18 protein-coding genes are annotated in these 25,075 nt (G+C 46.7%); 15 read left to right on the forward strand and 3 right to left on the reverse strand.

Annotated features, from left to right (window positions below; genetic code table 11):
- Positions 1–385: 385 nt before the first annotated feature.
- The gene (locus tag MKY01_RS05535; protein WP_339285779.1) at positions 386–922 is read left to right on the forward strand and encodes a hypothetical protein; all 537 of its coding nucleotides are present in this window, start codon (positions 386–388) and stop codon (positions 920–922) included.
- Positions 923–999: 77 nt separating this feature from the next.
- Here the strand turns inward: MKY01_RS05535 and MKY01_RS05540 are convergent, their stop codons facing one another.
- Both MKY01_RS05540 and MKY01_RS05545 read right to left on the reverse strand, forming a co-directional pair.
- Positions 1,000–3,747: a DUF5689 domain-containing protein gene (locus MKY01_RS05540; RefSeq protein ID WP_339287092.1), complete on the reverse strand. Its 2,748-nt coding sequence runs from the start codon at positions 3,745–3,747 to the stop codon at positions 1,000–1,002.
- Between the two features lie 261 nt (positions 3,748–4,008).
- On the reverse strand, positions 4,009–4,485 hold the full coding sequence (locus MKY01_RS05545; protein WP_339285781.1) for an RNA polymerase sigma factor: 477 nt from the start codon (positions 4,483–4,485) through the stop codon (positions 4,009–4,011).
- A 216-nt stretch (positions 4,486–4,701) separates the two neighbouring features.
- Here MKY01_RS05545 and MKY01_RS05550 point away from each other — a divergent pair, with 216 nt between their 5' ends.
- The 8 genes from MKY01_RS05550 to MKY01_RS05585 all read left to right on the forward strand — a co-directional run bounded on the left by MKY01_RS05550 (position 4,702) and on the right by MKY01_RS05585 (position 17,800).
- Complete coding sequence (locus MKY01_RS05550; RefSeq protein ID WP_036606313.1) at positions 4,702–5,415, forward strand: response regulator transcription factor; 714 nt, start codon at positions 4,702–4,704, stop codon at positions 5,413–5,415.
- Positions 5,412–6,878 (forward strand): HAMP domain-containing sensor histidine kinase, encoded by a 1,467-nt coding sequence (locus MKY01_RS05555; protein ID WP_339285783.1) that lies wholly within the window; start codon positions 5,412–5,414, stop codon positions 6,876–6,878. Before MKY01_RS05550 ends, MKY01_RS05555 begins: the two co-directional genes overlap by 4 nt.
- Positions 6,875–8,038: a hypothetical protein gene (locus MKY01_RS05560; protein ID WP_339285785.1), complete on the forward strand. Its 1,164-nt coding sequence runs from the start codon at positions 6,875–6,877 to the stop codon at positions 8,036–8,038. Before MKY01_RS05555 ends, MKY01_RS05560 begins: the two co-directional genes overlap by 4 nt.
- Before the next feature lie 385 nt (positions 8,039–8,423).
- On the forward strand, positions 8,424–9,107 hold the full coding sequence (locus MKY01_RS05565; protein WP_076319402.1) for an ABC transporter ATP-binding protein: 684 nt from the start codon (positions 8,424–8,426) through the stop codon (positions 9,105–9,107).
- Positions 9,108–9,125: 18 nt separating this feature from the next.
- The gene (locus MKY01_RS05570) at positions 9,126–10,496 is read left to right on the forward strand and encodes an ABC transporter permease (protein WP_143781110.1); all 1,371 of its coding nucleotides are present in this window, start codon (positions 9,126–9,128) and stop codon (positions 10,494–10,496) included.
- A gap of 28 nt (positions 10,497–10,524) precedes the next feature.
- Positions 10,525–11,601 carry an efflux RND transporter periplasmic adaptor subunit gene (locus tag MKY01_RS05575; RefSeq protein ID WP_076319403.1) on the forward strand — a complete coding sequence of 359 codons (1,077 nt, stop codon included), beginning with the start codon at positions 10,525–10,527 and terminating at the stop codon, positions 11,599–11,601.
- Positions 11,602–12,171: 570 nt separating this feature from the next.
- Positions 12,172–14,616, forward strand: a complete 2,445-nt coding sequence (locus MKY01_RS05580; RefSeq protein ID WP_179088686.1) for a glycoside hydrolase family 6 protein — start codon at positions 12,172–12,174, stop codon at positions 14,614–14,616.
- A gap of 847 nt (positions 14,617–15,463) precedes the next feature.
- On the forward strand, positions 15,464–17,800 hold the full coding sequence (locus MKY01_RS05585) for a rhamnogalacturonan lyase (protein WP_339199914.1): 2,337 nt from the start codon (positions 15,464–15,466) through the stop codon (positions 17,798–17,800).
- A gap of 210 nt (positions 17,801–18,010) precedes the next feature.
- Here MKY01_RS05585 and MKY01_RS05590 read toward each other — a convergent pair whose 3' ends face one another.
- Entirely contained in the window at positions 18,011–18,637 is a 627-nt protein-coding gene (locus MKY01_RS05590) for a histidine phosphatase family protein (RefSeq protein WP_339197455.1), read from the reverse strand.
- Positions 18,638–18,817: 180 nt separating this feature from the next.
- Between MKY01_RS05590 and MKY01_RS05595 the strand changes: the two genes are divergently transcribed.
- From MKY01_RS05595 to MKY01_RS05620, 6 genes are all read left to right on the forward strand, one after another.
- Positions 18,818–19,831: an AraC family transcriptional regulator gene (locus MKY01_RS05595; RefSeq protein ID WP_339197457.1), complete on the forward strand. Its 1,014-nt coding sequence runs from the start codon at positions 18,818–18,820 to the stop codon at positions 19,829–19,831.
- 188 nt (positions 19,832–20,019) lie between these two features.
- Positions 20,020–21,525 carry an alpha-glucosidase/alpha-galactosidase gene (locus MKY01_RS05600; protein ID WP_339285788.1) on the forward strand — a complete coding sequence of 502 codons (1,506 nt, stop codon included), beginning with the start codon at positions 20,020–20,022 and terminating at the stop codon, positions 21,523–21,525.
- A gap of 263 nt (positions 21,526–21,788) precedes the next feature.
- On the forward strand, positions 21,789–22,559 hold the full coding sequence (locus MKY01_RS05605; RefSeq protein ID WP_339285789.1) for an amino acid ABC transporter substrate-binding protein: 771 nt from the start codon (positions 21,789–21,791) through the stop codon (positions 22,557–22,559).
- A gap of 112 nt (positions 22,560–22,671) precedes the next feature.
- Complete coding sequence (locus tag MKY01_RS05610; protein WP_149846333.1) at positions 22,672–23,331, forward strand: amino acid ABC transporter permease; 660 nt, start codon at positions 22,672–22,674, stop codon at positions 23,329–23,331.
- Positions 23,332–23,364: 33 nt separating this feature from the next.
- Positions 23,365–24,120 carry an amino acid ABC transporter ATP-binding protein gene (locus tag MKY01_RS05615; protein WP_339285790.1) on the forward strand — a complete coding sequence of 252 codons (756 nt, stop codon included), beginning with the start codon at positions 23,365–23,367 and terminating at the stop codon, positions 24,118–24,120.
- A gap of 535 nt (positions 24,121–24,655) precedes the next feature.
- The gene (locus MKY01_RS05620; RefSeq protein ID WP_339285792.1) at positions 24,656–24,997 is read left to right on the forward strand and encodes a DUF4190 domain-containing protein; all 342 of its coding nucleotides are present in this window, start codon (positions 24,656–24,658) and stop codon (positions 24,995–24,997) included.
- The last annotated feature ends 78 nt before the right edge of the window (positions 24,998–25,075 follow it).

Genomic DNA, 25,075 nt, shown 5'->3' on the forward strand with positions numbered 1-25,075 from the left:
AACTGGGCTAAGGAACCTGAGAGTCCCTATTTAGCCTTATAAGGCATCACTGGAATTATAACGAATCGTAGTGGCGCTATTTGTTGCGTTTTGCCCGTTTTAACCCTTTGGCAACTGAAATGTAGTTAAATAGCGATGCTGAGGTTCGTTAGATTTTAAAATTCGGCCCAAATGGCCGAATAAGATCTGTCGGGTTCTTTAGCAGTGGCAGCTTTTTTAGATACTTTCCAGCCAAGGAATTCCTATGTAACTAGAATTGATCTGACGGGAGTGGAGAATAAAACGGTTAAAATGATTTCTCCTCTAGCTCCAATGTTTCCTTCTCAAGTAAGATAAGTGATGTGCTGATTAACTTATTGACCATTGGTGTGAACTGGAGGTTCTAATGACATATAAATCATCTATTCTGGTTATGTTGATCGTACTGCTGGTTGGCGGTGGTCTATTCGCTTATTTTTACAAGTTTCCTAAAGAAGTCAATGTTACACATGAAGCTGTAACCTATGCACAGGTTGATCCGGAAACTACCGAATCGACTGCAATTAAGGTAGAAGGAACGATGTACCGTCCACTATTTCGTCAGTCTACGTTCGAAGGCAGAATTACAATCGAAGGTAAAGATTTTACAACAACTGGAGATATGATGACTATCTACGTAGCGGAAAGCCAAGGAGGCATTCATATGGGAAACCTTCATTATCTAAAATCAGGTGAACCCTTGGAAACGTTATGGCATGGACTAATTTGGTTTGATTCAGCATGGGAGAATATTAATCTGAATCTTGGCGGAGCAGGACAGACGTCAGACCAGAATTTTTATGTGGTCGCTACAGCTCGTAATCAGCAAGAAGCTTACAAAGTTCAAGCGCGTATGAGTGAGCAATTTGGAGACGGATTTGCTCCTCGAAACAACATAGAATAAATAGAAAGAGGGCCTTTCTCCGTTAAACGGAGAAAGGCCCTCTTTGCGGATTATACAAGTTTAAATAATCGAAACTCTTAACTAGCCAAAGGCAATGCATTGGTAACTTGAACCGTAATTGTCTCGGTGCTGGTTACGCCTGCAGCGTTGATCAGCTCAGCACGGTACGTATACGTTCCGTTAGCGCGACCCGACAATTCAGTTGTAGCACTTTGGGAAGCTGGTGTTGCCGCGTTCAACGCTTGTGTATCAATCAATACATCATTCTCATAGAGACGGTATTCGGTTGCATTTTTACCCCACCAGAGGTTCATGGATACGTTGTAGTTGCCGTCACCATCCCAGTTGTTTTGGGACAACGTAGCTTTGCCTGGAGCAGCATTGGTTACTTGTACCGTCAGCACGTCACTGCGTGTTGTGCCTTTGTCATTGGTCAGCTCAGCTACATAGGTATACGTACCGTTGGCTTTACCTGTAATAGCTGTTTTGGAGGACTGAGCCGATGGTGAAGCTGCAGTCAACTTCTGTGTATCAATCAGAACGCCGTTCTCATACAGTTTGTACTCAGAACCATTTTCGCCCCACCAGAGGTTCATGCTTACGTTATACGTACCTTCGAACAGGCCAGTAGTATATCCATTATCAGAAGAAAGCACCGGTTTACCCGGTGCTCCTGCAGCTGGAGTGGAAGGCACTTCGCCGCCACCTTGCTCTTCAGCAGGTACAAAATCATTCAAACTTCTAGGTTTCAATTGATATACATCTTTGAAAATAGCGGAAACGCCTGTGATATCGATTTTGTCACCAGCAGCATAAGGGAAGGAAGTCTCCGTCACACCTGTACGGGTGTCTACACGGATGTGTGTGCTCGTTCCATCTGCTGCTACCGCGTCGAATTCAAAAGATCCAACTGGTGTAGCACTGATGATATTCTCAATCGTTACATTTTTCAATTGAACCAGTTGACCCTGGTTCGCATCTGTAATTGCAGTAACCTCGATTGGAGCAGGTACAGAAGCCGTACCTGTTTTCTCAATCGCAACGATATCGGTAAGCTCGAACTCGCTGTTATAGATGGTTGTTGCTGCTGTTACTTTCACCTTGTCACCAGCATGGAAGCCGCTAGTGTGCTGGAATACGTAGATTCCAGCAGTTTCATCTTGAAGATAGAAGGCTTGTCCACCAAATGCACCCGGCTCTGTCGTCACAACACCTTCGATGGTTACGGTAGTGCCAGCAGCTTTGGTGCGTGCTTCAGCAACTGTGATAGCTGCTGGAATCGGTCCTTCTTCTTCCGGAAGCTGTTCTGCTGGCACATTGCCAACAGTCACGGCATTGGTGATCAGGTTGCTGCCATTCAGACGCAGACGCAAGCTGGCAGCGCCAGTTGTACCTGGTTTGATCCGGACGTTCAGATCTTTGATCCCGCGACCTTGGCTGTCCGAGGTTACACTGAATGTGGAACTATAGCCGTACGAAGTTGGCCAAGTACCACTTTCATTCTGGATCATGGCGACCTGTGTTCCGCCAGTCAGATAGATACCGGCACTATAACCGGATACGGTTGTGTTTGGAGCCATATTCTCCACAACTACACGAATCTGGAAGTCTTCTGCATTCGGAAGGGTATCCTGTTTAACGAAGCTGTATGCAGCGTTCGCGCTGGATGCAGGTCCACCGTAAGAACCAGCCTTGAACGTGGAACGATCGTACCACTTATATCCGGCAGCAGGTGCGGACCAAGGTTCAGCCTGTGGTTCTGTGGAAGCAGCCGGCTCTTCGAATGGCAACAGCGCTGTAGCTGTGTCCAGTTCAAGTCCGTTCACTTCAGTTAAGCTTGTGTAGTTCTCTTGTGTAGCGAGCCAGTTTACGGTGTTCACGAGCAACACGGCATCATCGGCTTCTTTAAAACCGTCATAAGTTGTTTTGCGTGTGCCTGTCTCTTCACGCAAGTATTTTGGTGATGCATCTTCTACTGGAGAGGAGTCACCGATGAAGGCAGCTTTACCTGCGCCCAGCTTGGATACAGCCACGTAAGGACCTTCTTCAATCCCGCCGCCGTTGTAAACACCTTGGTCTACCGCGTTATTCCATTTTGCGTTGGTTTTTGGCAGGTACACAATACCTTTTGCCTTTTCCGGATCGGTGATTGCAAGTGTTGAACCGGCGTGCATGGCTACAGCCGATACGCCTTCTGTGATGCCGAAGGCTTGATCTGCCGGTACAACGATATTGGCGTTGATATCGCCAAGTGCGTTATAGCGGAATCGTACGCCAAAGTTATCGGACAACCAGTCCGAGCCGGTTACATTTTGCATCGCTTCAGAATTACGCTCATCGGTGCTCATACCTTTGGCCGGATCTTCGAATGCTCCCCGACGATAGCCGTTGATGACTTCAGAGCCATCCCAGCGGTTTTTATTACGGTCTGCATTATAGTGATCTCCAACAAAGAAGATGCTGCCGCCCGTTTCAACATATTGTTTCAGTGCTGCTTGTTCGGATGTTTTGAAAGGAATTTGAGGCTCTGCAATAACGAATACGTTATACTCTTTCAGATCATCATAGGTAAATGGAGTTGTCTTGCGAAGTTCTTTGACATAGTAACCATCATTCGCGAGTGCATTCCCGAAGTCGGAGAAACCTCCATCAATGACCCAGTCTGCAGCTCCAGCCGTTTGGCCGTGAGAGTTGTCGAACAATACTTTTTTACCTGCATTTTGGTTCACAACCTTTGCCTGGATGAACGGTGCCGGGTCTGTCGGTCCTTCCGCATGAACCGATGCATCTCCGTTCCATAATCCGACCTGAAGCGGCAAAGCCATGGACAATGCCAGGAGTGATTTTAAAAATACTCCTCGCATACCTGTTAATTTACCCAACCAAATCCCTCCCAAATATTAGTTGATTCATGAGTTCGTCCATATTCTACCACATGAAAATCTCACATAGTCATAACAATTTGTAAAAATTAACTCGATATTTGTAAAATTGGGTCTTTTGACATATCCATAGGTATTTCGGTCCCGTCATAATCCATCCAATTCTGCGTGCATATTGATTTTACGCAAATAAAAAGCCATCTCTTATGAGATGACTTTGGCCCGAATTCGATTGACGGCATGGAAGACAGAGGATTTAATCATGCCTTCACTGCGATTCACCAGCTCTGCCGTTTCCTTAATGGAGTATCCATGGATGAGGCGAAGTTCTAATATTTTACGATGTTCGGTGTTGTTAATATGGGAAACAAGATCATGAACACCTTCGCTAATTTCAAGGTGGGATGTATCGACGTGATGGGTAGGTATCTCCAGACGACTGTCTCGTCTGAGTGTACGGGTTCGCCTGCGGAAGCTGTCCATCGCCAGGTTACGGGCAATGCGTTTGAGATAATAGAGAATGCGATCTTCAGGGATATCCACGGTAACGTTCATTAGTCGAATGAAACAATCCTGTGCCAAATCTTCTGCATCTTGCGGTTGTTTGACGATATGGGATAGATACCTTGTGATTTCTGATTTATAGTTGATATAAGCATCATTAATTTGTGTGCTGTTCATATGATGTGAATCCCCCTTGGATACAGATCAGGCTTGGGTCCGGTCTGGTATGAGTCTCTTTATGATCCAAGTATATCGGGATGTTGTTTCCAAAAGGTTCAGAGTTGTATCGGAGTTGTAACATTTCGTGCTTCCCTCTATTCAAGCATACGGCTTGGGATACAAAATAAAGGCAGATGAAGGAAATTCATAGAGCAGGGAGATTACGAAAGTATCATGAGACAAAAAGAGATTTTAATTATTGAGGACGAGGAGTCCATTCGCGATATTTTGTCCTATTCGTTACGTAAGGAAGGATTTGAGATCAAGGAAGCAGCTACGGGAAAAGAGGGTCTGGATCTGCTTCGGGATTCGAAGCCGGATCTGATCCTGCTGGATCTGATGCTGCCAGATATGAGCGGTTTTGATGTGTGCAGGCAACTATCTGTGAACTCCAAGATACCTGTCATCATGATCACTGCGAAGTCGGACATGCTGGACAAGGTACTTGGCATGGAGCTTGGGGCGGATGACTATATCACGAAGCCTTTTGATATCCGTGAGGTGGTTGCGCGCATTCGGGCGATTTTTCGCCGGATTGATCTGATCAGCGAGACACTGGAGAATCAGTCCTATGAGGTGGTAAGGCTAGGCAAGCATATTGAGATCCGCAAGGATGAACGGGAAGTGTGGAAAGACGGGGAACGGGCAGGACTCACGAATAAAGAATATGATCTGTTGTTATTTCTCGTGACCCATCATCGTAAGGTGCATACACGTTCTGAACTACTGGACAAGGTATGGGGATTTGATTTTGCAGGGGATACCCGAACGGTGGACATTCATGTACAACGGATTCGCAAGAAACTGGATAGTGGTGTGCAAGGCATTTCGATGATTGAAACGGTATTCGGTGTGGGGTACAAGCTGAATATTCAGGTACAGACATGAAGTGGACGATCCAGTTCAAAATGGTGGTGCTATTCTCGGTCATTGTATTTATCGGATTCTCCGTCCTGTTGATTCTGTTCAATAAGGTAGCCCAGGAGAATATGTATCGGGAAGTGCATGAGGATATGGTGCAATCCAAAAGAAATCTGGACATCGCGCTGAATCAGTACTTTCTGATACATAACAAACGCATGAGCAGAGACTCGCTCGAAGCAGGGAGTCGCGAGCTCGCGGAGCAGATTGGATCAGCCGTTGGTGGGGAGATTATAGTATATCGCCCCGATGCTTCGCCATACGAATCTGTTGGCAGCGAGGTTAACGTTGCTAAGCGGTCTGACCATCCTGATGTGGAGGAAGCCGTACATTCCCGGATTGCTTACACCACAGTTGTGGATAAGGGTCGGGTCACAGCCAGTCTGTCCTTCCCTCTCCAGATGGATCAACAATTGATTGGAATCGTACAGATGAAGAAGGATTACACGGAATTGTTCAAACGCAACCTTCGTTTTCAAAATACAATCAAGTTTTTTGCAGCAGTTATTTTCGTATTTGTATTTATCGCATCCATCTTTATTTCCCGGAAAATTACACAACCCATCCGTGTACTCACGAAACGTTCTGCGGAAGTGGCCCAGGGAAGTCTGAATGCGGACATTCAGATTACAACCAAGGATGAGATCGGTGAATTGGCTTCAAGCTTCACCGTCATGATTGATCGGGTTCGGGAGCAGATTGATGTGATTGAGCGAGAGCGGGACGAAGTGAAGCAAGTACAGGCGAGAAGCAAAGTCTTTTTTGACAATGTGACACATGAATTGAAGACACCCTTAACGACGATTCTGGGATACGCCCAGATTTTACGGGATAACGGATTTACCGACCAGGACTTTTTTGACAAGGGCATGAATTATATCATCAAGGAAAGCCAGCGTCTCAACACGATGGTTGCGGATATTCTGGAGGTCTCGGTCTCCTCTGCGGTCATTCAGGCATACCGGTTCGAACGTATCGATATATCAGATATTATTCGTGAAGCTTGTGAGGACATGTCGATTAAGGCGAGCAAGTACAATATAGGCATTCACTATGAGCTAGAGGAACATCAGTATTTACAGGGAGATCGGGATAAGTTGAAAGAGGTCTTCCTCAACATCCTGGATAATTCGGTCAAGTACAGTGATGTGAACTCCATTATCGAAGTACAATCCTTCCGGTTAGGTGATTCTATCGCTATTGTGATCCGTGATCAGGGGGAAGGAATCGGTGCTGAAGCGCTCCAACATGTATTTGAACCCTTTTACCAGGATAAAGGAATCAACAGGGCCGAGAAAGGCAGTGCCGGGCTGGGTTTATCTATTGTGAAGAACATCGTTGAGCGTCATGGAGGAACAGTGGAGATGAAGAGCATCATGCGGGAAGGGACACAAGTGAATATCAGTCTTCCGGGGGAAATGAACGCATGAGACATCCTGGATTTTGGCGTAAAAACCGTGACAGATTGATGCTGTCAGGGTTGTTGATCGCATTTGTCAGCGGGATTTTTGGGATTGGGAGCCTGTTCAGTCTCGGAAATCTCAAACCAAGAACGGTGATTTTGCCAAGTGAGCAGTTCAACAGCCGTCTGGCACCACCACCGAGCAGTACGATTCAGATCGAGTCGGCTACCAAGATTCCAAATGACTTTGCGATCTTTGATTTTGAAGTGTTAGACCGGAATACGATTATATTTAATCAGCCGGAATTTTCCTATTCAGGGCTCAAGTTGTCTCTCCTGCATCTGGATGATAAGGAAGTGAAGAACATTGCGGCTAATACGGATTACGGTGTAACGATCAGCCCGGATCACAAGAAAATCATTTACTCCCAGTATCGGGCAGGTCAGACGCAGAAGACAACGTATGAGTATATAATACAGAGCGGGGAACGTCGCAAGCTTCCGTACGACAACTCGTATTATCGAGTGTTTGTAGGGAACGAATCCTACATCGGTCAGGATGATCTGTTATTCAAACAAGTTGATCTGAGCCAGGGGACGAGTCATGTCATCTACACGTATGAAGAGCTGATGAGCATGTTCACAGGACCAAAACAAGGGAAAGGTTCGAGTGATACGTTTATCGTTATGGATGTGTTGCAGGTCAGTGAGGATCACCAACAGTTTTATATACTGGTGATGCTGAAAGACAAGTATGCTATCTATCGTGTATCGCTTGAGGATGAGCATGAAGTGAAGGCGTATGCTGCAATGGAAGACATCCAACAGTACAAGTTGCTGAAAAATGGTGACATGCTCATCCAGGGAACGATGAATAAGGTACAGGGGCTGTATCGGTATCACGCAGCAGAGGAGCAGTATGATCTGTTATTACAAGGTTCGATCTGGAGCTTCGATCTGGATGCAGATGAATCCCGAATAGCTTACTTTTTCCCGATGGACAGTCAGAATCAGAAGAATGAGTTGCATGTTGCCTACCTGAATGACAGCAAAATTTCGTCGGATACGGTGATCTATCGCAATATTGATAACTTCATCAGTCTGAAATGGAATGACGATGAATTATTTGCTGTAAGCAGCTCAGTGGATAAAAGTGAAATGTACCGCTTTAGTTTCAGAGCCTGGTAAGCTGCGGAAGGTATACGAATATAAGACCTTGGTCTGATGGAGCGATAGCTGCTCTGTGGACAAGGTCTTTTTTTGTTATGACATGTTACAAGTTGGATACAACTCGGGCCAGCCCGGATACATCTCCACCCTATAATGATAAGGGAATGTGCTACACGAATCTATACATACAAGTTCAAAAAAACTGGTTTTCAGTACCGAGAAGATGGGATGAAGCTAGAAATGGAGTAGCAGAGCGTAGGGAAAACTACGTGAGCAACGGACATTTCGGCTGAATTCTATATTCGATGTTGATGATGTCATTAGACATCCTTCGTAATCAAAAGCGGGCTTTTTTGAACAACCTCTGTACATATTTAGCAAGTAGAAAGGAAGACATGTAGTAATGCTTCAAGTTGAACAATTATCTCACTCGTTCCGCAATGGCCAGGGAACCGTGCCGGTGCTTCAGGATATCAACCTGACGATTGGAGAAGGCAAGATGGTAGCCCTGCTGGGCAGTTCTGGTTCGGGTAAATCCACACTGCTGAATCTGATGGCGGGGCTGATGAAACCGGATCAGGGCAAGATTCTAATTGCGGGACAAGATATTGTACGTTTCAGTGAAAATCGCCTGGCTGAGTTCAGGCGCAGTCATATCGGGTTTATTTTTCAATCCTATGAACTGCTGTCCAATCTTACGATCCGGGAAAATGTAGAGTTACCCTTGGTATTTATGGGGATAAGCCCTTCGAAACGCAAAGCAAAAGCATTGAAGCTGCTGGAACAGGTTGGACTGGGTGAAAAAGCAAAATTGTTCCCGTCCCAGTTGTCAGGCGGTCAACAACAACGTGTCAGTATTGCACGTTCGCTCATTACCGAACCCTCGGTGATCTTTGCAGATGAGCCAACGGGAAATTTGGATACCGAGACGGAGGAAGAGATTATTGCGATTTTGCAGCAGCTTAACCGGGATATGAATACAACCTTTGTCATTGTGACACATGAAGCAGAGGTCGCGGAGCAGATGCAAGTTGTGCTTACACTGCAACATGGAATATTGGTTGAAGAGGCTGTAAGGGAAGTTTGAGGCAAAAGGAGAGGAAATGTGAGAATACGGGATGTAGCACGTATGGCCTGGGGACAGATCATTCGCAGAAAAATGGTCACACTGCTGTGCATGATGGGGTTGTCCATCGGCTCTGCCGCCATGATCATTGCACTTAGCGTGGGGCAGTCCGTACAGACCTATAGCGAGAAAACATTGAACGACAATTACAAGATGGATGAAATTACGATTACGCCCAATGAAGGCATACGTACTGGGAACGGCAAGGGGAATGGTCAGACATCGAAGTTTGAACGGGGAGCATTGACGTTGGAAAAGATTCAGATTATCCAAAGACTTCCTCATGTTGTTGCCGTGGCTCCCATGTTAAAGCTGGATTCGCTGGAAATGGTGCTTCCGGATGGTCGCAGCACGTATGTTGAGGTCATTGGTACCCAGCTGGAGACCCTGGGCGGGTTTGGATACAACTATGCTGAGGGACGTGGGGCAGAGGATGGTCGTATGGCGGTAACCAGTTATGGGGCTGCATTTGGACTCGTGGACCCCAAAGTAACTCAGAAGTTATTTGAGCAGTTGAATGCTGATCCATATAACAACGAGCTTTTGGAACAGTTTACGGAAATGTCCGCCAAGCAGGATCAGCTGGTTCAGCAGCGTATTCAGTTTCGATATGAAGATTATGCGAATGCGAGCAAAACCAAAATGAGTGGTTCTATACGCGTGTCTGGAGAACTGATGAAGCCTTCCAACATGGATGAGATGAGCGCTCAAAACGATAAAAAAGTATATCTGCCGCTCGATACAGCTCGTGCATTGCAGGATGAGCTTGGATTACAGCAGGCCGACAGCAGTGCGGCCAAGCATCTTAACTCAGCTCTGGTCAAGGTTGAGGACAAACGTTATGTATCCCAGGTGGAAGAACAGATTAAAAAGCTGACGTTAAACACACAGAGTAATCTGTTCCAAGAGGAAGCGATGGCAGGTCAATTGGCGATGTACCAAAAAGCGGCATTGGGGATCGGTGGTTTTATCATGCTGCTGGCCTCATTATCCATTATTGTAGCGATGATTATGTCTACGCATCAGCGTCGTAAACAGATTGGTGTGATGAAGGTGCTGGGCGCAAATCTGTGGCAGATCCGTCAGATGTTTATTACGGAAGCAGCGATGCTTGGATTAATGGGCGGCGTGGCTGGTGTGGGGATCGCCTTTGCTGCCCTCGGCGGGGTGAACAGTCTGCTGGCGAGTCAGATGGCAGATCAGATGAATGGTCCGATGACCGTCGTTATTCAGCAGTCGGCTCTGCCACTTGGCATCGTTTTTGCTATTCTGGTTGGCATTGTATCAGGTATATATCCGGCAATCAGCGCATCTCGGACCAATGCATTAACTGTGATCAAATCAATGTAATTTTATCAGCGAAAGGGAAATTGGGCACATGAAGAAATGGATTAAAATTATCATCACCGTTGTACTTTTGGCAGGTGCAGGGTACTGGCTGTATGAAAAGTACAAGCCAAAACCGGAGGCGCCTATAGAGATTCCACCCCCGATTACCTTTGATGTGACACAGGAAACGATGACGCAAACGATACAGGTGAAAGGGAAATCCGTATACACCGATCAGACGGATATCTTCGCTCCGTATGCTTCCAACATCAAGCAGTGGCACGTGAAAAGTGGTGAGCAGGTGAGCAAAGGCGATATCCTGTTTACCCTCGATACTTCCACGTTACAAACGGAAGTAGAACAGTTGCAGAGTGATCTGGAGAAAGCTCAGCTGGAAAACAAGATGAATCAGGTTACCCTGGATCAGGCGAATATGAGTGAGACCCTTGGCGTGACGGAAGAGGAGCGCAAGAAGGCATTTGCAGATCGGGAAGGTAAACGCCTGACGAATGAATTGAATCAAAAAGCGTTGGCCCTCAAGGAGAAGGAGATACAGAAAAAGCAGGCAGTAATAAGTAAGTCTGTTGTGTATGCTTCCGCATCCGGTATATTTCAGATGAATGAAGAGGATAGCAAGACACGTGCGGTGACGGAAGGACAGCTGATCGGGTCGATTACAAACATCAGCAAACTGAAATTTATGACGATTGTTGGTGAGGAAGAAATGTTCAGGCTCAAGGTGGGCATGCCAGTTAAGGTGCGAATGACAGCGCAGAAAGACCTGCAATTCACCGGGAAGGTGAGTAAGGTGTCCAAATTCGCCCGCAAGAGTACCGATACGGACCTCAAGCAAGCTTCACAGTTTGACGTGGTCATTGATCTGAAGCCGGACGCCAGGATGTATGGAGGCGTGAGTCTGGAAGGCGATATCGAGACAATGCGGAAGGATAAAGTGACGGTAGTGTCAAGCCTCGCGATCATGCGGGATCAGACCGAGCCTTACGTACTGTTAGACAAAGGCAATGGACAGACCGAGCCGCTGACGATCCAGGCTGGAATGGAATCGGGGGACAAGACGGAAGTGGTTAGTGGCTTGAAACCGGGAGACATTGTCGTTTTGCCTTAGATGTAGGAATATAAGAACAAGACATTATATGTAGTGACTAGCTAGACGAGCGGGTTAATTCGGCATTGAAAAACACGAGGTTCATTGTGGCAGATTGCCACGATGGACCTCGTGTGTCTTTTGGAGCAAGGGATGTCCAGATTCCTGCCTGAATTATGGAAAAAAATATAATTAAATTTATATAATTCAATTTACAGTAAAATTTACATGTCGTATAATCAGAACATAAGGAGGTGACACCGAACATCATGTTTGTAGATGGATAGGCGAAGACCTTTTTTTAACCGTTTGAAGAAAGCGCTTACCCAATTTAGGATTCAGACATCCCATAAGTCATTGTTCACACTTCTTCATGTCTAACACACTTTCAACCACACCCACCATATTATACTCATTCACATGATTCGCCCTCACACACCATTTGTTTGCTCAAGATTCCAGTTATACAACCATTTCTTTTGGAGGTGATACAACCAACTCATCCGAACGTTCTCTTCGTGCTAAGCATCATAATGACACAGAGGATCAGACATGAGTACAACCCAATCTAACTAAAGGAAAGGTGGAACTATGAAGACTAAATTGAAAACCAAATCAAGAGGTAAGAAGATCCTGCGCAAAGGTGTAAAGCAAATGTTGGCAGCAACGCTGCTCGCGGCGGGGATTTTCCCTGGACTGTCTCCCGGCTTGGCTCAGGCGGCTGAAGCACATGTGGATAATCCATTTGTAGGGGCAACGGCCTATCTGAATCAGGACTATTCAGCTCTCGTGGATACATCCATTGCACTGACCAACGATGCGTCGTTGAAGGCCAAGATGGAGACCATCAAATCGTATCCAACCGCAGTATGGGTTGACCGGATTGCTGCAATCTATGGCGGTACGGACAACGCTGGTCGCAAAAGTGTAGAGCAACATCTTGATGCCGTTCTCGCTCAAAAGAAACCGGGTACACCAATAACGGCTTCATTTGTTATTTACAATCTGCCCGGACGGGATTGTCATGCACTTGCATCGAATGGTGAGCTTCCACTAACACAGGCGGCACTGCAGATCTATAAAACGGATTATATTGATGTGCTCGCAGATATCTTCGCAGATCCGAAGTATCAGGATATTCGTATTATTGCTGTCATTGAACCGGACAGTCTGCCTAACCTTGTGACCAACCTGAGTACACCAGCTTGTGGTCAAGCCAGCTCAACAGGTATCTATGAGGCGGGTGTGAAGTATGCATTGGACAAGCTGCACGCCATTCCAAATGTGTACAACTATCTGGATATCGGCCACTCCGGCTGGCTTGGATGGGATAACAACCGTTCTGCAGCAGTCGCGCTGTATACAAGTGTTGTGCAAGGAACAGCCGCAGGTCTGAGCAGTGCAGATGGCTTCATTACAAACACAGCGAACACCACACCGCTGGGGGAGCCAAACCTGTCTAACCCTGATCTCAATATCGGTGGACAACCGATTAAATCTGCCAAGTTTTATGAGTGGAATCCTTATTTTGACGAAACCGATTTCACTGCTGCGCTGTATGCCGATTTCGTACAAGCTGGCTGGCCAAGCAGCACAGGTTTCCTGATTGATACTAGCCGGAATGGGTGGGGCGGGGTAGACCGTCCAGCATCTGCTACGGGCAGCAACATCAACGATTATGTGAATTCTGGACGTGTAGATCGCCGGGAGCATCGGGGGAACTGGTGTAATGCCAGTGGTGCAGGTATTGGTGAAGCACCTAAGGCTGCACCAGGACCAGCGCATCTGGATGCTTATGTATGGGTGAAACCTCCGGGTGAATCCGATGGCTCCAGCTCCGAAATTCCGAATAACGAAGGCAAAGGTTTTGACCGGATGTGTGATCCAACCTTCACAACTCGGGATGGTGTATTAACAGGTGCATTGCCTAATGCTCCGGTATCGGGTCACTGGTTCCATGATCAATTCGTGGCACTGGTGAAAAACGCATTCCCTGTACTTCCTGCAAGTAACGGTGGAGGTAATCCTCCGGGCGGAACAACAGCTCCGGCAGCACCAGCAGCATTGACAGCTTCTGCCGGTAACGCTCAGGTCTCCTTGACGTGGACAGCTTCTACAGGGGCTACAAGTTATAGTGTGAAGCGGGCACTGAGTGCATCAGGTCCATTCACAACAGTTGCAGCTAATGTAAGTGGAACATCTTACAGCAACACCGGTCTGATCAATGGTACAACCTATTATTATGTGGTAACGGCAACAAATGCAGTAGGTGAAAGTGTTAACTCTGCAACAGCAACAGCTACACCTGTTGCAGGTGTAACGGCGCCAGCTGCACCGACTGCTCTCACAGCAACTGCAGGCAATGCGCAGGTGAGCCTGACGTGGACAGCTTCTACAGCTGCAACAAGTTATGATGTGAAACGCGCACTGAGTGCAACAGGTCCGTTCACAACGATCGCGGCGAATGTGAGTGGTACGTCCTACACCAACACTGCCCTGACGAACGGCACAACGTATCATTATGTGGTAAGTGCAGTGAATGCAGCAGGGCAAAGTGCCAATTCCGCTGTAGCTTCCGCGACACCTCAAAGTGTCGTTGTACCAACGAGTGATCTTGTCGTGCAATATCGTGCTGGAGATACCAATGCTCAAGATAGCCAGATCAAACCGTATTTCAACATCAAAAATCTGGGTAGTACTGCTGTGAATCTGAGTGATCTGAAGATCCGGTATTACTTCTCCAAAGAAGGCTCGGCTGCGATGGATTCTGCCATCGATTACGCTCAAGTTGGCGGAGCCAATATCCAGCGGACCTTCACAGACTCGTACGTTGAGCTGAGCTTCACATCTGGCGCTGGCAGCATTCAGGCTGGTGGACAGACTGGAGACATCCAGCTTCGCATGTACAAAACAGACTGGTCTAACTTTGACGAGACTAATGACTACTCTTTCGATCCAACGAAAACATCCTACCAGGATTGGAACAAGGTAACACTCCACCAAGGTGGAAACCTGGTATGGGGTATGGAGCCTTAAACTTTATTTGTAACTGTCTTAACCGCGATCCTCTGTGTGTTAGAGGATTGCGGTTTTTTGTTATGCATTACAATTGTCATTCTAGATTGAAGTTCTCACATGAAAATGTATTTAGAATCGCTTGAAGATCCGTAATTAGGATGTGAGAGCGGATATATTAAGCAGGGCTGTCCTCAGGTCATGAAAATGATCAAGAGGAAGCCCTATTTCTGTTCTAACGAACAGAGGGCACGCTATTTAGTTGAATTGATGCAGTTGAAAATTCTAACGAATTGTAGACACGCTATTCAGTAATTTGGGTGGGTTTTGCCCCGTTTAGACCCGATTTGGTCCAAATAAGGTTGCTGAGATTCGTTAGGATTCGTTGTTGGAGTTTAACGCCCCAATAGGGTGTTTGAGATTCGTTAGAAAAACTTGGCGGTGAGCTTAAATCATCCTTACGACTGAAGCGTCATCGGGTTGATATTCCAAATGACTCCTAAAAACACTGATTATTAATCGTTTTGGACGGATATTTGCCTAGGGTCTGGCAGACAGGATGTCTATAATAGAACCCGATGGGCGGGATCACCTCGCTCGGATTGGAAAGAGAATGGAAGGGGGACCGCACTCTGGTAGTCGGGCAAGCTGATTTCTCTTTTTTAATTTTGTAAGCGTAATCATTTCGGGTTGAAACCTTCTTTCGAAGAAGGTCTGTGTGGATTATCGAACGTCTAATCATCATCGATGTGTACAAGCGTTACCCATTCTGTCTCAAGGAGCGTGAAGGTGGATGAACTCAGAAACAACAGCGCCGGTACATAAGGGATCGGTGTCAGGTCGGCAATCCGGTCGCAGGAAGGCTCGTATGCCACTTGCAGCCAAGGTGCTCTCTTCGGCACTCAGCGTAGCTTTGCTCATTGGAGGAACCGCTGGGATTACCGGAGCAGAAGCTTCGAACGGTAATGGGGCGACGGAGGCTGGCCTGCAATCACATAAGGGGGACAGTCACGTGAAAGAGATTCAACTGGAATATCTGGATCGGGGTTTGGTGGCTGCATCGACATCTGAAGGTGTTTTTCTCAGTTGGAGATTGCTTGGTGACGAGGCCACAGGGTATAGCGACAAAGGGCTGACAGGTACGGACTTTAACGTCTATCGTGATGGCAAAAAGATCGCTACCGTCACCGACAGCACCAACTATGTAGATGCCGCGGGCAAATCTTCTTCCCGTTATGAAGTGGCAGCGGTGAACAAGAAGGGGAAGGAGAGCAAACGCAGTGCATCCGTCAAACCTTGGGCGAACGGGTATGTGGACATTCCACTGCAAAAACCCGCCGATGGTGTGACGCCTGCGGGAGAAGCTTATACGTATTCCGCCAATGACATGAGTGTGGGTGATGTGGATGGGGATGGTCAATATGAGTTTTTCGTCAAATGGGACCCTTCCAACGCCAAGGACGTATCGCAAAAAGGATACACAGGTAAAACCTACATTGATGCTTACACCTTGGACGGTCAGTTGTTGTACCGGATCGATCTTGGGGTCAATATCCGTGCAGGTGCTCATTATACACAGATGCTAGTTTACGATTTTGACGGAGATGGCAAGGCCGAGATGATGTTCAAGACCGCTCCGGGCACGAAGATTATCAAATATAACAAAAAAGGAAAAGTGACATCCGAGAAGTACATCACACTTCCGAAGCAGGATCGCAAGGCAGGGTACTCAAACGAAGATGATTATCGCTTGAGTGCTGATGGGTACTACGATCATATGGTGGATATGTTCAGAAACTGGCATAAGCACGACGAGGTTGTGAAGGGGAACTGGCCTGCGACATTAGAAGAAGCTTTTGGAATCGAGAAAAAATATAATTACCCATTATCTCAGCAGGATGCCGAAAGTCTGGCCGACTACTTCATTGATGTGTACGCGGTAGAACGCAGTAACCGCAATGAGCTGCGCAAGTTTGAAGGTTTTATCGTGGATGGACCCGAGTACGTTACGGTATTTGAAGGTAAATCGGGCAAAGAGCTGGAGACCATCCCATATGAACCCGAGCGTCATGATGATGGCCTGATGTGGGGCGATTATGCCATGGCACGGATCGAACCGGGCAATCGAGTGGACCGTTTCCTAGCCGGAGTGGCTTATCTGGACGGCAAGAAGCCGTCTGCAATCTTTGCACGCGGATACTACACACGTTCGACGATGGTTGCCTACAATTGGGACGGCAAGAAACTGAAAAAGGAATGGAAAGTGGACAGCGGTTGGACGCCGATGAAGAACCCATTCAATGACGGACCGCACGGCGTAGATGGTACAGATCCGCAGTACGGCTCCATTACAACTCAGGGAGCGCACTATTTCAGTGTGGCGGATGTGGATGGCGACGGCAAACAGGAGATTATCTATGGCTCCGCTACAATTGATCATGACGGCAGCGTGCTGTACAGCTCCACAGACCTGATGCCAGCCGAGAGTGCTGCACCGGGAACGATTGCCCGTCTGGGTCATGGGGACGCACTTCATGTAGCAGATATTGACCCGGATCGTCCGGGACTTGAGATTTTCATGGTTCACGAGGGTGGCCCTTGGGCGCCATACGGCTACTCCCTGCGTGATGCGAAGACCGGAGAAGTAATCTATGGTGGGTACACGGGGAAAGATACCGGTCGCGGCATGGTGGGTGATGTTGATCCGACTCGCCGTGGGCTGGAGACATGGGCTGTAGGTTTGTGGACAGCTAAGGGTGAGAAAATCAGTGATCAGGCGCCGGGCACAAATATGAATATCCGCTGGGCTGGTGATATGACGACACAGATCGTTGATGGTGCGATTGATGTTACACCAACCATCAAAGACTGGAATCGTGGCACGTTGCTGACGGCAACAGGCACATTGACCAACAATCACACCAAAGGTACACCTTCTCTTGTAGCTGATATCTTCGGGGATTGGCGGGAAGAGATGCTGGTGAGAACCACCGACAGTTCAGCGATTCGTATCTATCTGAGTACCGAGAAGACAGACCGCAAGCTGTACACGCTGATGCATGATGCGATGTATCGTGTGGGCATTGCCGGACAGAACAGTGGATACAATCAGCCGTCCTATCCGTCCTTCTACATGGCATCGGATATGGACTGGTCGAAAGTAACGCTACCTAAGTTCTACACACCAGGTAAGGGCGGAAAGTAAGCAGGCCGGAGTAATAATAGCTAACAATAGCAACATAACATGTGTTCATGATCAGGATATAACGTAACGCAGCGTCGTTAGTTTTAAGCGTTGGCATCGAAGCTTGGAAGCTCTGGAATTCCCATGTGTCTCGCACATGGGGTTTCAGAGCTTTTTTCACATAAGGATCTGCGGATAAAGCTTGGCGTTTGCTCAGCCATCCATGTTACGTCATTTTTTTACATCGTTGGAGTCTAGATGCTCGGTAGAAGCGAACGCTTTAATTGTGCAGTTTCCTTGATCATGGATCAATGTGGTGATGGAGCACTCGGGGATCAATTGGTTCTGCATAGCTATAAAATCGGAATGCCAGACGTTAAGCTCACGCTCGGTAAAGGTTTGCACCAGAAAATCAGTAATAAGTCCACCATGTGTAACCACAATAATGTTACTGTTCTCTGGCTCTTCATTAGCTAATTCGGTTAGGAGGGAGGCCAGACGTTCACCAGCCTGTTTGGCCGAGTCTCCCACGGGTGGAATGTAATCTGGCTCAGACGTACATCGATCCCACATCGCAATGAATTCTTCGAATGTCTGATCCGGGTAATCGCCCCAATTGGCACGTTCGCGCAGGCGAGGATCTTCGGTTATATGAAAACGGGTGTGGCGGGCAATCATACTTGCAGTTTCTCGGGCCCGTTGAAGTGGGCTGGTAAGGATTTTAGTAACGGGAAAGATAGCTCTGGCAAAATGAAGTGCTGTGGCTTCGGCTTGTAAAGCCCCTTCGGCAGTGAGGGAGACATCCCCGATTCGTCGTTCTTTGAAACCATGTCTCACTAGATGAAAGGTGGTACTCATGAGTGGAAACCTCCTTAAGTATAGACAGTTTACACAAAGGATTAGATAGTATACTAATTATATATTTATCTAATTAAGTAATGCAATGATGGTTTTAACGAAGACAGTTTATATTCAACCTACAGAATTGCTACAATGGAGAAAAGTGAGGATTGATCGTGTAGAAATGGGGGTATGGACATGAGCATCACAAAGCGCTGGACAGGAAGCCTGTATCAGGAGGCATTGCGAACAGAGGATTGCGGGCCGCGTTTCTACGCGTACTATTACAAGCAGTGGTACAACTATCGTATGTCCTATCACCATCATGATTCCACAGAGATCATGTATATTATTTCGGGAATGTGCCGGGTGGATGTGCAGATGCCGGATGGGAGTTCAGAGCAGGCCGTTTTGAAAAAAGGGCAGTTCATTATGCTCGACGCAGGTGTCCCGCACCGTTTGCTGGTGGAAGATGGTGTCCCTTGCCGGATGCTCAATGTGGAGTTTGGTTTCTCCACCTCGTCTCCCGGACAGCTATCCATCCGCCAGCTTGCGCTGGAAGAGGAAGAAGTCCACACTCTACTCACTAATGCTTCTCCATATCTGGTACTGCCTGACCCGGAAGAAGTGTATCATATTATGAAAAGTCTGGTGCTGGAACTCGATCAGCGTGGTCTACTGGAGCAAGGAAGAGCGCCCACGTCAATGAGGATTATTCCACCTGAGGAAAGGTTGCATCACCGCGAAGCCCGGAATCTCTCGTCCCCGGAACAGGGTATGCTGGTGCGTACACTGTTTATTCAGTTGCTGGTCCGTGTTGCACGTCTGCGCGGAGAAATGAGCCGGAGTGCGCCAGATCAGGCGGAGCTGTATGTCAAACGAACCATTGAATTCATGCATCACAATATGGATCGCAACATTCAGATGAAGGATATCGCGGCAGCAGTCAATCTGCATCCTAGCTATTTACATCGTATTTTTCGTCAGCACACGCAGCGCACACCTACCGACTACCTGACGATGCTTCGCATGGAAAAGGCCAAGATGCTGCTTCAGCAGACGAATATCCCGATTTCGGAAATCTCTGACTATGTTGGAGTAGGCAGTCGTCAGTATTTTCATATGTTGTTCAAAAAATATACAGGTCGTACGCCGGTTGAATTTCGCTCCTCTATGGAACGACATGTCAGTCAGTACCCGTCCGATGAATGAGCCGATTGCAGTTATTTCGAATACAACTGGATTATTGGAGCTAGCGCGTAAAAGTTAGGATTTTTGACAACAAGATCTTGAACAGGTCATGATTTTGATAACGCTTCCCTATATGCGGTTGGTACAATGATTTCATGAAGAGAGTCATTAACCGAAGCGAAAGATTCGGATTAAGGGAGGACATAGGGATGTCTTTTAAAGTGGCGTTTATCGGGGCAGGAAGTATCGGATTTACACGGGGATTGTTAAGGGATTTGCTCACGGTACCCGAGTTTAACAACATCGAGATTGCGTTCTGCGATATTAGCCAGCACAATCTGGACATGGTGACTGAGCTGTGTCAGCGGGATATCCGTGAGAATGGATTGAATATTCAGATTCAGCCAACAACAGATCGTAAAGAAGCGTTGAAAGATGCAAAGTATGTACTGTGTACGATTCGTGTTGGGGGACTGGAAGCATTTGCAACCGATGTGGACATTCCACTGAAATATGGGGTAGACCAATGTGTCGGCGATACGCTGTGTGCAGGCGGGATTATGTATGGACAACGCGGAATTGCTGAGATGCTGGACATCTGTAAAGATATTCGTGAACAGAGCGCACCGGACGTGCTGCTCTTGAACTATTCCAATCCGATGGCGATGCTCACATGGGCATGCAACAAGTACGGTGGTGTACGGACGATCGGACTGTGTCATGGCGTACAGCATGGCCATCATCAGATTGCGGAAGCTTTTGGATTGAAAAAGAGTGAAGTGGATATTGTCTGTGCCGGCATCAACCATCAGACCTGGTATATCCAGGCATCACATGAAGGTAAGGACCTTACAGGAGATCTGCTCGAAGCTTTCGAGAAACATCCGGAGTACAGCCGCACCGAGAAAGTACGGATTGATATGCTGCGGCGCTTCGGGTACTACAGTACGGAATCAAATGGTCATCTGAGTGAATATGTGCCGTGGTACCGCAAACATCCGGAAGAGATCAACGAATGGATCGACCTGGGCAACTGGATCAATGGAGAGACAGGTGGGTATCTGCGCGTATGTACCGAGGGGCGCAACTGGTTTGAGACTGATTTTCCTAACTGGATGAAGGATGAACCGATGCAATTCATTCCGGAAAAACGGGGCGAGGAGCACGGTTCATACATTATTGAAGGGCTGGAGACGGGACGTGTCTATCGTGGACATTTCAATACCGTTAATAATGGAGTCATCTCCAACCTGCCGGATGATGCGATTATTGAGGCACCGGGATATGTGGATCGCAACGGGATCTCTATGCCGCATGTAGGGGATCTGCCCCTTGGCCCGGCGGCGGTATGTAATGTGAGTATTTCCGTGCAACGGCTCGCGGTTGAAGCCGCGGTGAACGGAGATGACAAATTACTTCGTCAGGCGTTCATGATGGACCCGCTCGTGGGTGCCGTATGTAATCCAAAAGAAATCTGGCAGATGGTCGACGAGATGCTCGTTGCACAGGCCGAGTGGTTGCCGCAGTACGGAGATGCGATTGCAGCTGCAGAAACAAGACTTGCTGCAGGTGACCTTATTCCAACAATGGAATATGAAGGAGCGGCAAGACTCAAGGTGAAAACGGTGGAAGAAATGAAACAGGATCGCGATGCTGCGAACAAAAATGCGGGCGAATCCGATAAAGGAAAAGATCGCGAGAAAGTGCAGCAATAGTTTTTAAGAAAGGCCAGATTCTCCAGACGGAGAGTTGGTCTTTTTTACATAGACCGTATCGATTCCTTTCCTTAATTTGGACACTGAATCAAACGAGGTAAGAGGTTTTTTCACAGATTGTTGACAATTAAGCTACATGAAATAGAAGGAAATAAGCAAGAGACTCGACTCTTCTCCCATGCTATGTTATTATAAATCTCTGATAACGTGGTAACGAACTAAAGCGTTTTGGTTTTGGTTATAGACATGGAGGGGTTCGAGAGATGAGAAAAAAAGCGATTCTACTATTATTCATTAGTATATGTGTATTGATTGTGGCTGGTTGTTCCAGTTCCGCAAGCAAAGACGATAACACGATTGTTGTAGGAATTGATGACAAGTTTGCTCCAATGGGCTTCCGAGACGAGCAAAATGAAATTGTTGGTTTTGATATTGATTACGCAAGAGCTGCAGCGGAGAAAATGGGTAAAGAAATCACATTCCAGCCAATCGACTGGTCTTCCAAAGAATCAGAGCTGAACAGTGGCCGGATCGATATGATCTGGAACGGGTACACCATTACGGATGAGCGTAAAGAGAAAGTGCTCTTTACGAAGCCGTATCTGGAAAACAGTCAGGTAGCTATTACCTTGGCAGACTCGCCAATCACAAAGCTGGATGAACTCGATGGTAAAAATGTGGGATTGCAGGCACTATCCTCCGCGGCAGATGCACTAGCAGCAAGTCCACTGAAGGATAAAGTGAAAGCTTCCGAATTTAAGGATAACGTGCTTGCACTGACGGATCTGAAGACAAAACGTCTGGATGCGGTCATCATTGATGAAGTGGTAGCGAGATACTACATGTCCAAAGAAGAGGGAACATTCAAACTGATGGATGAATCTCTTGCACCGGAACAATATGGCATTGGTATTAAAAAAGGCAATGAAGAGCTTCTGAATCAGCTGCAAAAAGCGTTGGATGAGCTGAATGCAGACGGAACAGCTGCTAAAATCTCCACCCAATGGTTGGGTGAAGATAAGGTTATGAAATAGGCAGGTTATACACCTGATATATAGTTAGAAACAAAACGGACCCCGTATTCCATGCTGGAGCGATTTATGCCCCAGAGGAATGCGGGGTTAACAGATTAGAGGAGACAAAACAATGAGTTGGGATTATTTATCGACCATTTTAAAACCTATGCTAGAGGGTGCGCAGACCACCATTTTCATGTTCTTGCTAGCGATCGTGTTATCTGTACCGCTTGGATTTGCGGTCACGCTTGCGATGAGAAGCCAGATCAAACTGCTGGCGTGGATTGCCCATACGTATGTATACGTGATGCGAGGAACACCGCTACTGCTCCAAATTCTATTCTTCTGCTTCGGTTTACCGTTGCTTCCGGTGATTGGAGAGTATCTGGTGTTTGATCGTTTTGTTGCAGCGGGGATTGCGTTCATCTTGAACTATGCGGCGTACTTCGCTGAAATCTTCAGGGGCGGACTGCTTTCCATTGATAAAGGTCAACATGAGGCAGCGAAGGTACTGGGGTTAACAAAGTGGCAGACGATGACCAAAGTCATTATTCCTCAGATGATTCGTGTAGTATTGCCCGCAACGGCCAATGAGTCCATTACGCTCATCAAGGATACGGCACTGCTCTATGCCGTGGCTGTGCCTGAGCTGTTGTATTACGCCCAAGCGGCGGTAAATCGCGACTTACAGCTGATCCCTTTCTTCGTGGCGGCGGTTATGTATCTGCTCATGACACTCGTACTCACGGTGCTGTTCAAGGCACTTGAGAAGCGGTTTTCATTTGAATAAATTAAATCTGATCAATCAAAGGACTGTCTGCATATGACACATATATTAGAAGTAAATCAGTTGAGAAAATCATTCGGTACACTTGATGTGCTGAAGCAGGTATCTTTCAAAGTGGAACCAGGCGAAGTGATTGCCGTGATCGGGCCTTCGGGTTCGGGAAAAAGTACGATGCTGCGCAGCCTGATTCATCTGGAGGATATTTCGGGCGGAACGATTCGCATTCAGGATCAGACGTTGGTTGATAATGGCCGTTACGCGGGTGCCGCAGATATTCGCAAGATGACGGATCGCATGGGTATGGTATTCCAGCATTTCAACTTGTTCCCGCACCTGACTGTACAAGATAATTTGGAACTTGCACCGAAAACTTTGAAAAAAGAAAGTTCAAGTGTCATTCGGTACCGCAGTCTGGAATTACTCGGCAAAGTAGGGCTTTCGGACAAGGCCGATGTTTACCCTGGTAATCTGTCCGGTGGACAGAAACAGCGTGTAGCTATTGCCCGCGCACTGATGATGCAACCGGATATCCTCCTGTTCGATGAGCCGACGTCGGCACTTGATCCGGAGCTGACCGGGGAAGTGCTGCGTGTCATCAAACAACTTGCACAGGAAAATATGACCATGATGATTGTCACGCATGAGATGGGCTTCGCCCGTGACGTTGCGGATCGTGTATTTTTCATGGATAACGGGGAGATTGCAGAGGCAGGTCCACCAGAACAGATCTTCGGCAATCCGAAGCTCGCACGTACCCGGACGTTTTTGCAGCGGGTGAAAGTGGAAGGATAGAAGACATTCCAAGTCTAAGAAATATCAAAAGAACGCAATCCTATGAGTAATAAGGGAGTGCGTTCTTTTTTTTGAAACTAATAGCTTATGTCCACAGGTATATGTTCCAGATAATCAGTACAAGGGTCAACAAGATATAAGTTGCTACATTCCAATGGGTTCGAATTCTAAATGTCGTATAACTCATGATTCCAAACAAAATAATACTAAAACATAGTACAGCTACATTATTTCGATAAACAGCGATGATCACAAGCATCAAAATCATAAGTATATTCATGACTTTATCGATTCTCATCGTAGTGATCCCCCAAAGATATTCAGAAAAGTATTACGACTATAATAATATCTATATGTTAGAAGTATTCTTGATTTATATCATCACAAGGATAAACGGTTCTTAAATTCATATCCTTGAAGTACAATTTATAAGATTATGGATTTATATGGTAATTTATAATTAACACAATATGGATATTGTTTTTCCTAATAATCGATTATAATGAACATACTTAAAGAACAGGGAGGATTTACCTTGGAACATCACGAAAATGATGTAGATCGTTATTATAACGACACATTGTCACCACCGCCTTATGTAGTACCAAAGACCAATAGTAAGTCGATTGTATCACTAGTTTTGGGGATTCTGTCCGTCACGATTCCTTACGTGGGAATTTTAATGGGAATCGTCGCGATTATATTTGCATCTTTAGCCTTCAAAGAGATCAGAGTTCGCATGGAGCAAGGCAGAGGATTAGCCATTGCTGGACTTGTTTGTGGAATCATCGGTACAGCGATGTATGTATTACTTATTTTGCTCGTGCTATTGTTTAGTTTCGCTATCTCAAGTTCTGAAATTTACTCTACATACTAGAAATATGAAGTTAGCAAACTTAGATTGTAGCTAAAACTAAAAAAAGCGAAGGCGTACCTTAGCTCACACCTCTTGTTA

This window comes from Paenibacillus sp. FSL R5-0486 (assembly GCF_037975155.1).
Taxonomy (GTDB): domain Bacteria; phylum Bacillota; class Bacilli; order Paenibacillales; family Paenibacillaceae; genus Paenibacillus; species Paenibacillus amylolyticus.

Bases quoted from the DNA above. Each gene is read 5' to 3' on its own strand.
- MKY01_RS05535 (WP_339285779.1), top strand. From the start codon at position 386: ATGACATATAAATCATCTATTCTGGTTATGTTGATCGTACTGCTGGTT.
- MKY01_RS05540 (WP_339287092.1), bottom strand. From the start codon at position 3,747: ATGGCTTTGCCGCTTCAGGTCGGATTATGGAACGGAGATGCATCGGTT.
- MKY01_RS05545 (WP_339285781.1), bottom strand. From the start codon at position 4,485: ATGAACAGCACACAAATTAATGATGCTTATATCAACTATAAATCAGAA.
- MKY01_RS05550 (WP_036606313.1), top strand. From the start codon at position 4,702: ATGAGACAAAAAGAGATTTTAATTATTGAGGACGAGGAGTCCATTCGC.
- MKY01_RS05555 (WP_339285783.1), top strand. From the start codon at position 5,412: ATGAAGTGGACGATCCAGTTCAAAATGGTGGTGCTATTCTCGGTCATT.
- MKY01_RS05560 (WP_339285785.1), top strand. From the start codon at position 6,875: ATGAGACATCCTGGATTTTGGCGTAAAAACCGTGACAGATTGATGCTG.
- MKY01_RS05565 (WP_076319402.1), top strand. From the start codon at position 8,424: ATGCTTCAAGTTGAACAATTATCTCACTCGTTCCGCAATGGCCAGGGA.
- MKY01_RS05575 (WP_076319403.1), top strand. From the start codon at position 10,525: ATGAAGAAATGGATTAAAATTATCATCACCGTTGTACTTTTGGCAGGT.
- MKY01_RS05580 (WP_179088686.1), top strand. From the start codon at position 12,172: ATGAAGACTAAATTGAAAACCAAATCAAGAGGTAAGAAGATCCTGCGC.
- MKY01_RS05585 (WP_339199914.1), top strand. From the start codon at position 15,464: ATGCCACTTGCAGCCAAGGTGCTCTCTTCGGCACTCAGCGTAGCTTTG.
- MKY01_RS05590 (WP_339197455.1), bottom strand. From the start codon at position 18,637: ATGAGTACCACCTTTCATCTAGTGAGACATGGTTTCAAAGAACGACGA.
- MKY01_RS05595 (WP_339197457.1), top strand. From the start codon at position 18,818: ATGAGCATCACAAAGCGCTGGACAGGAAGCCTGTATCAGGAGGCATTG.
- MKY01_RS05600 (WP_339285788.1), top strand. From the start codon at position 20,020: ATGTCTTTTAAAGTGGCGTTTATCGGGGCAGGAAGTATCGGATTTACA.
- MKY01_RS05605 (WP_339285789.1), top strand. From the start codon at position 21,789: ATGAGAAAAAAAGCGATTCTACTATTATTCATTAGTATATGTGTATTG.
- MKY01_RS05610 (WP_149846333.1), top strand. From the start codon at position 22,672: ATGAGTTGGGATTATTTATCGACCATTTTAAAACCTATGCTAGAGGGT.
- MKY01_RS05615 (WP_339285790.1), top strand. From the start codon at position 23,365: ATGACACATATATTAGAAGTAAATCAGTTGAGAAAATCATTCGGTACA.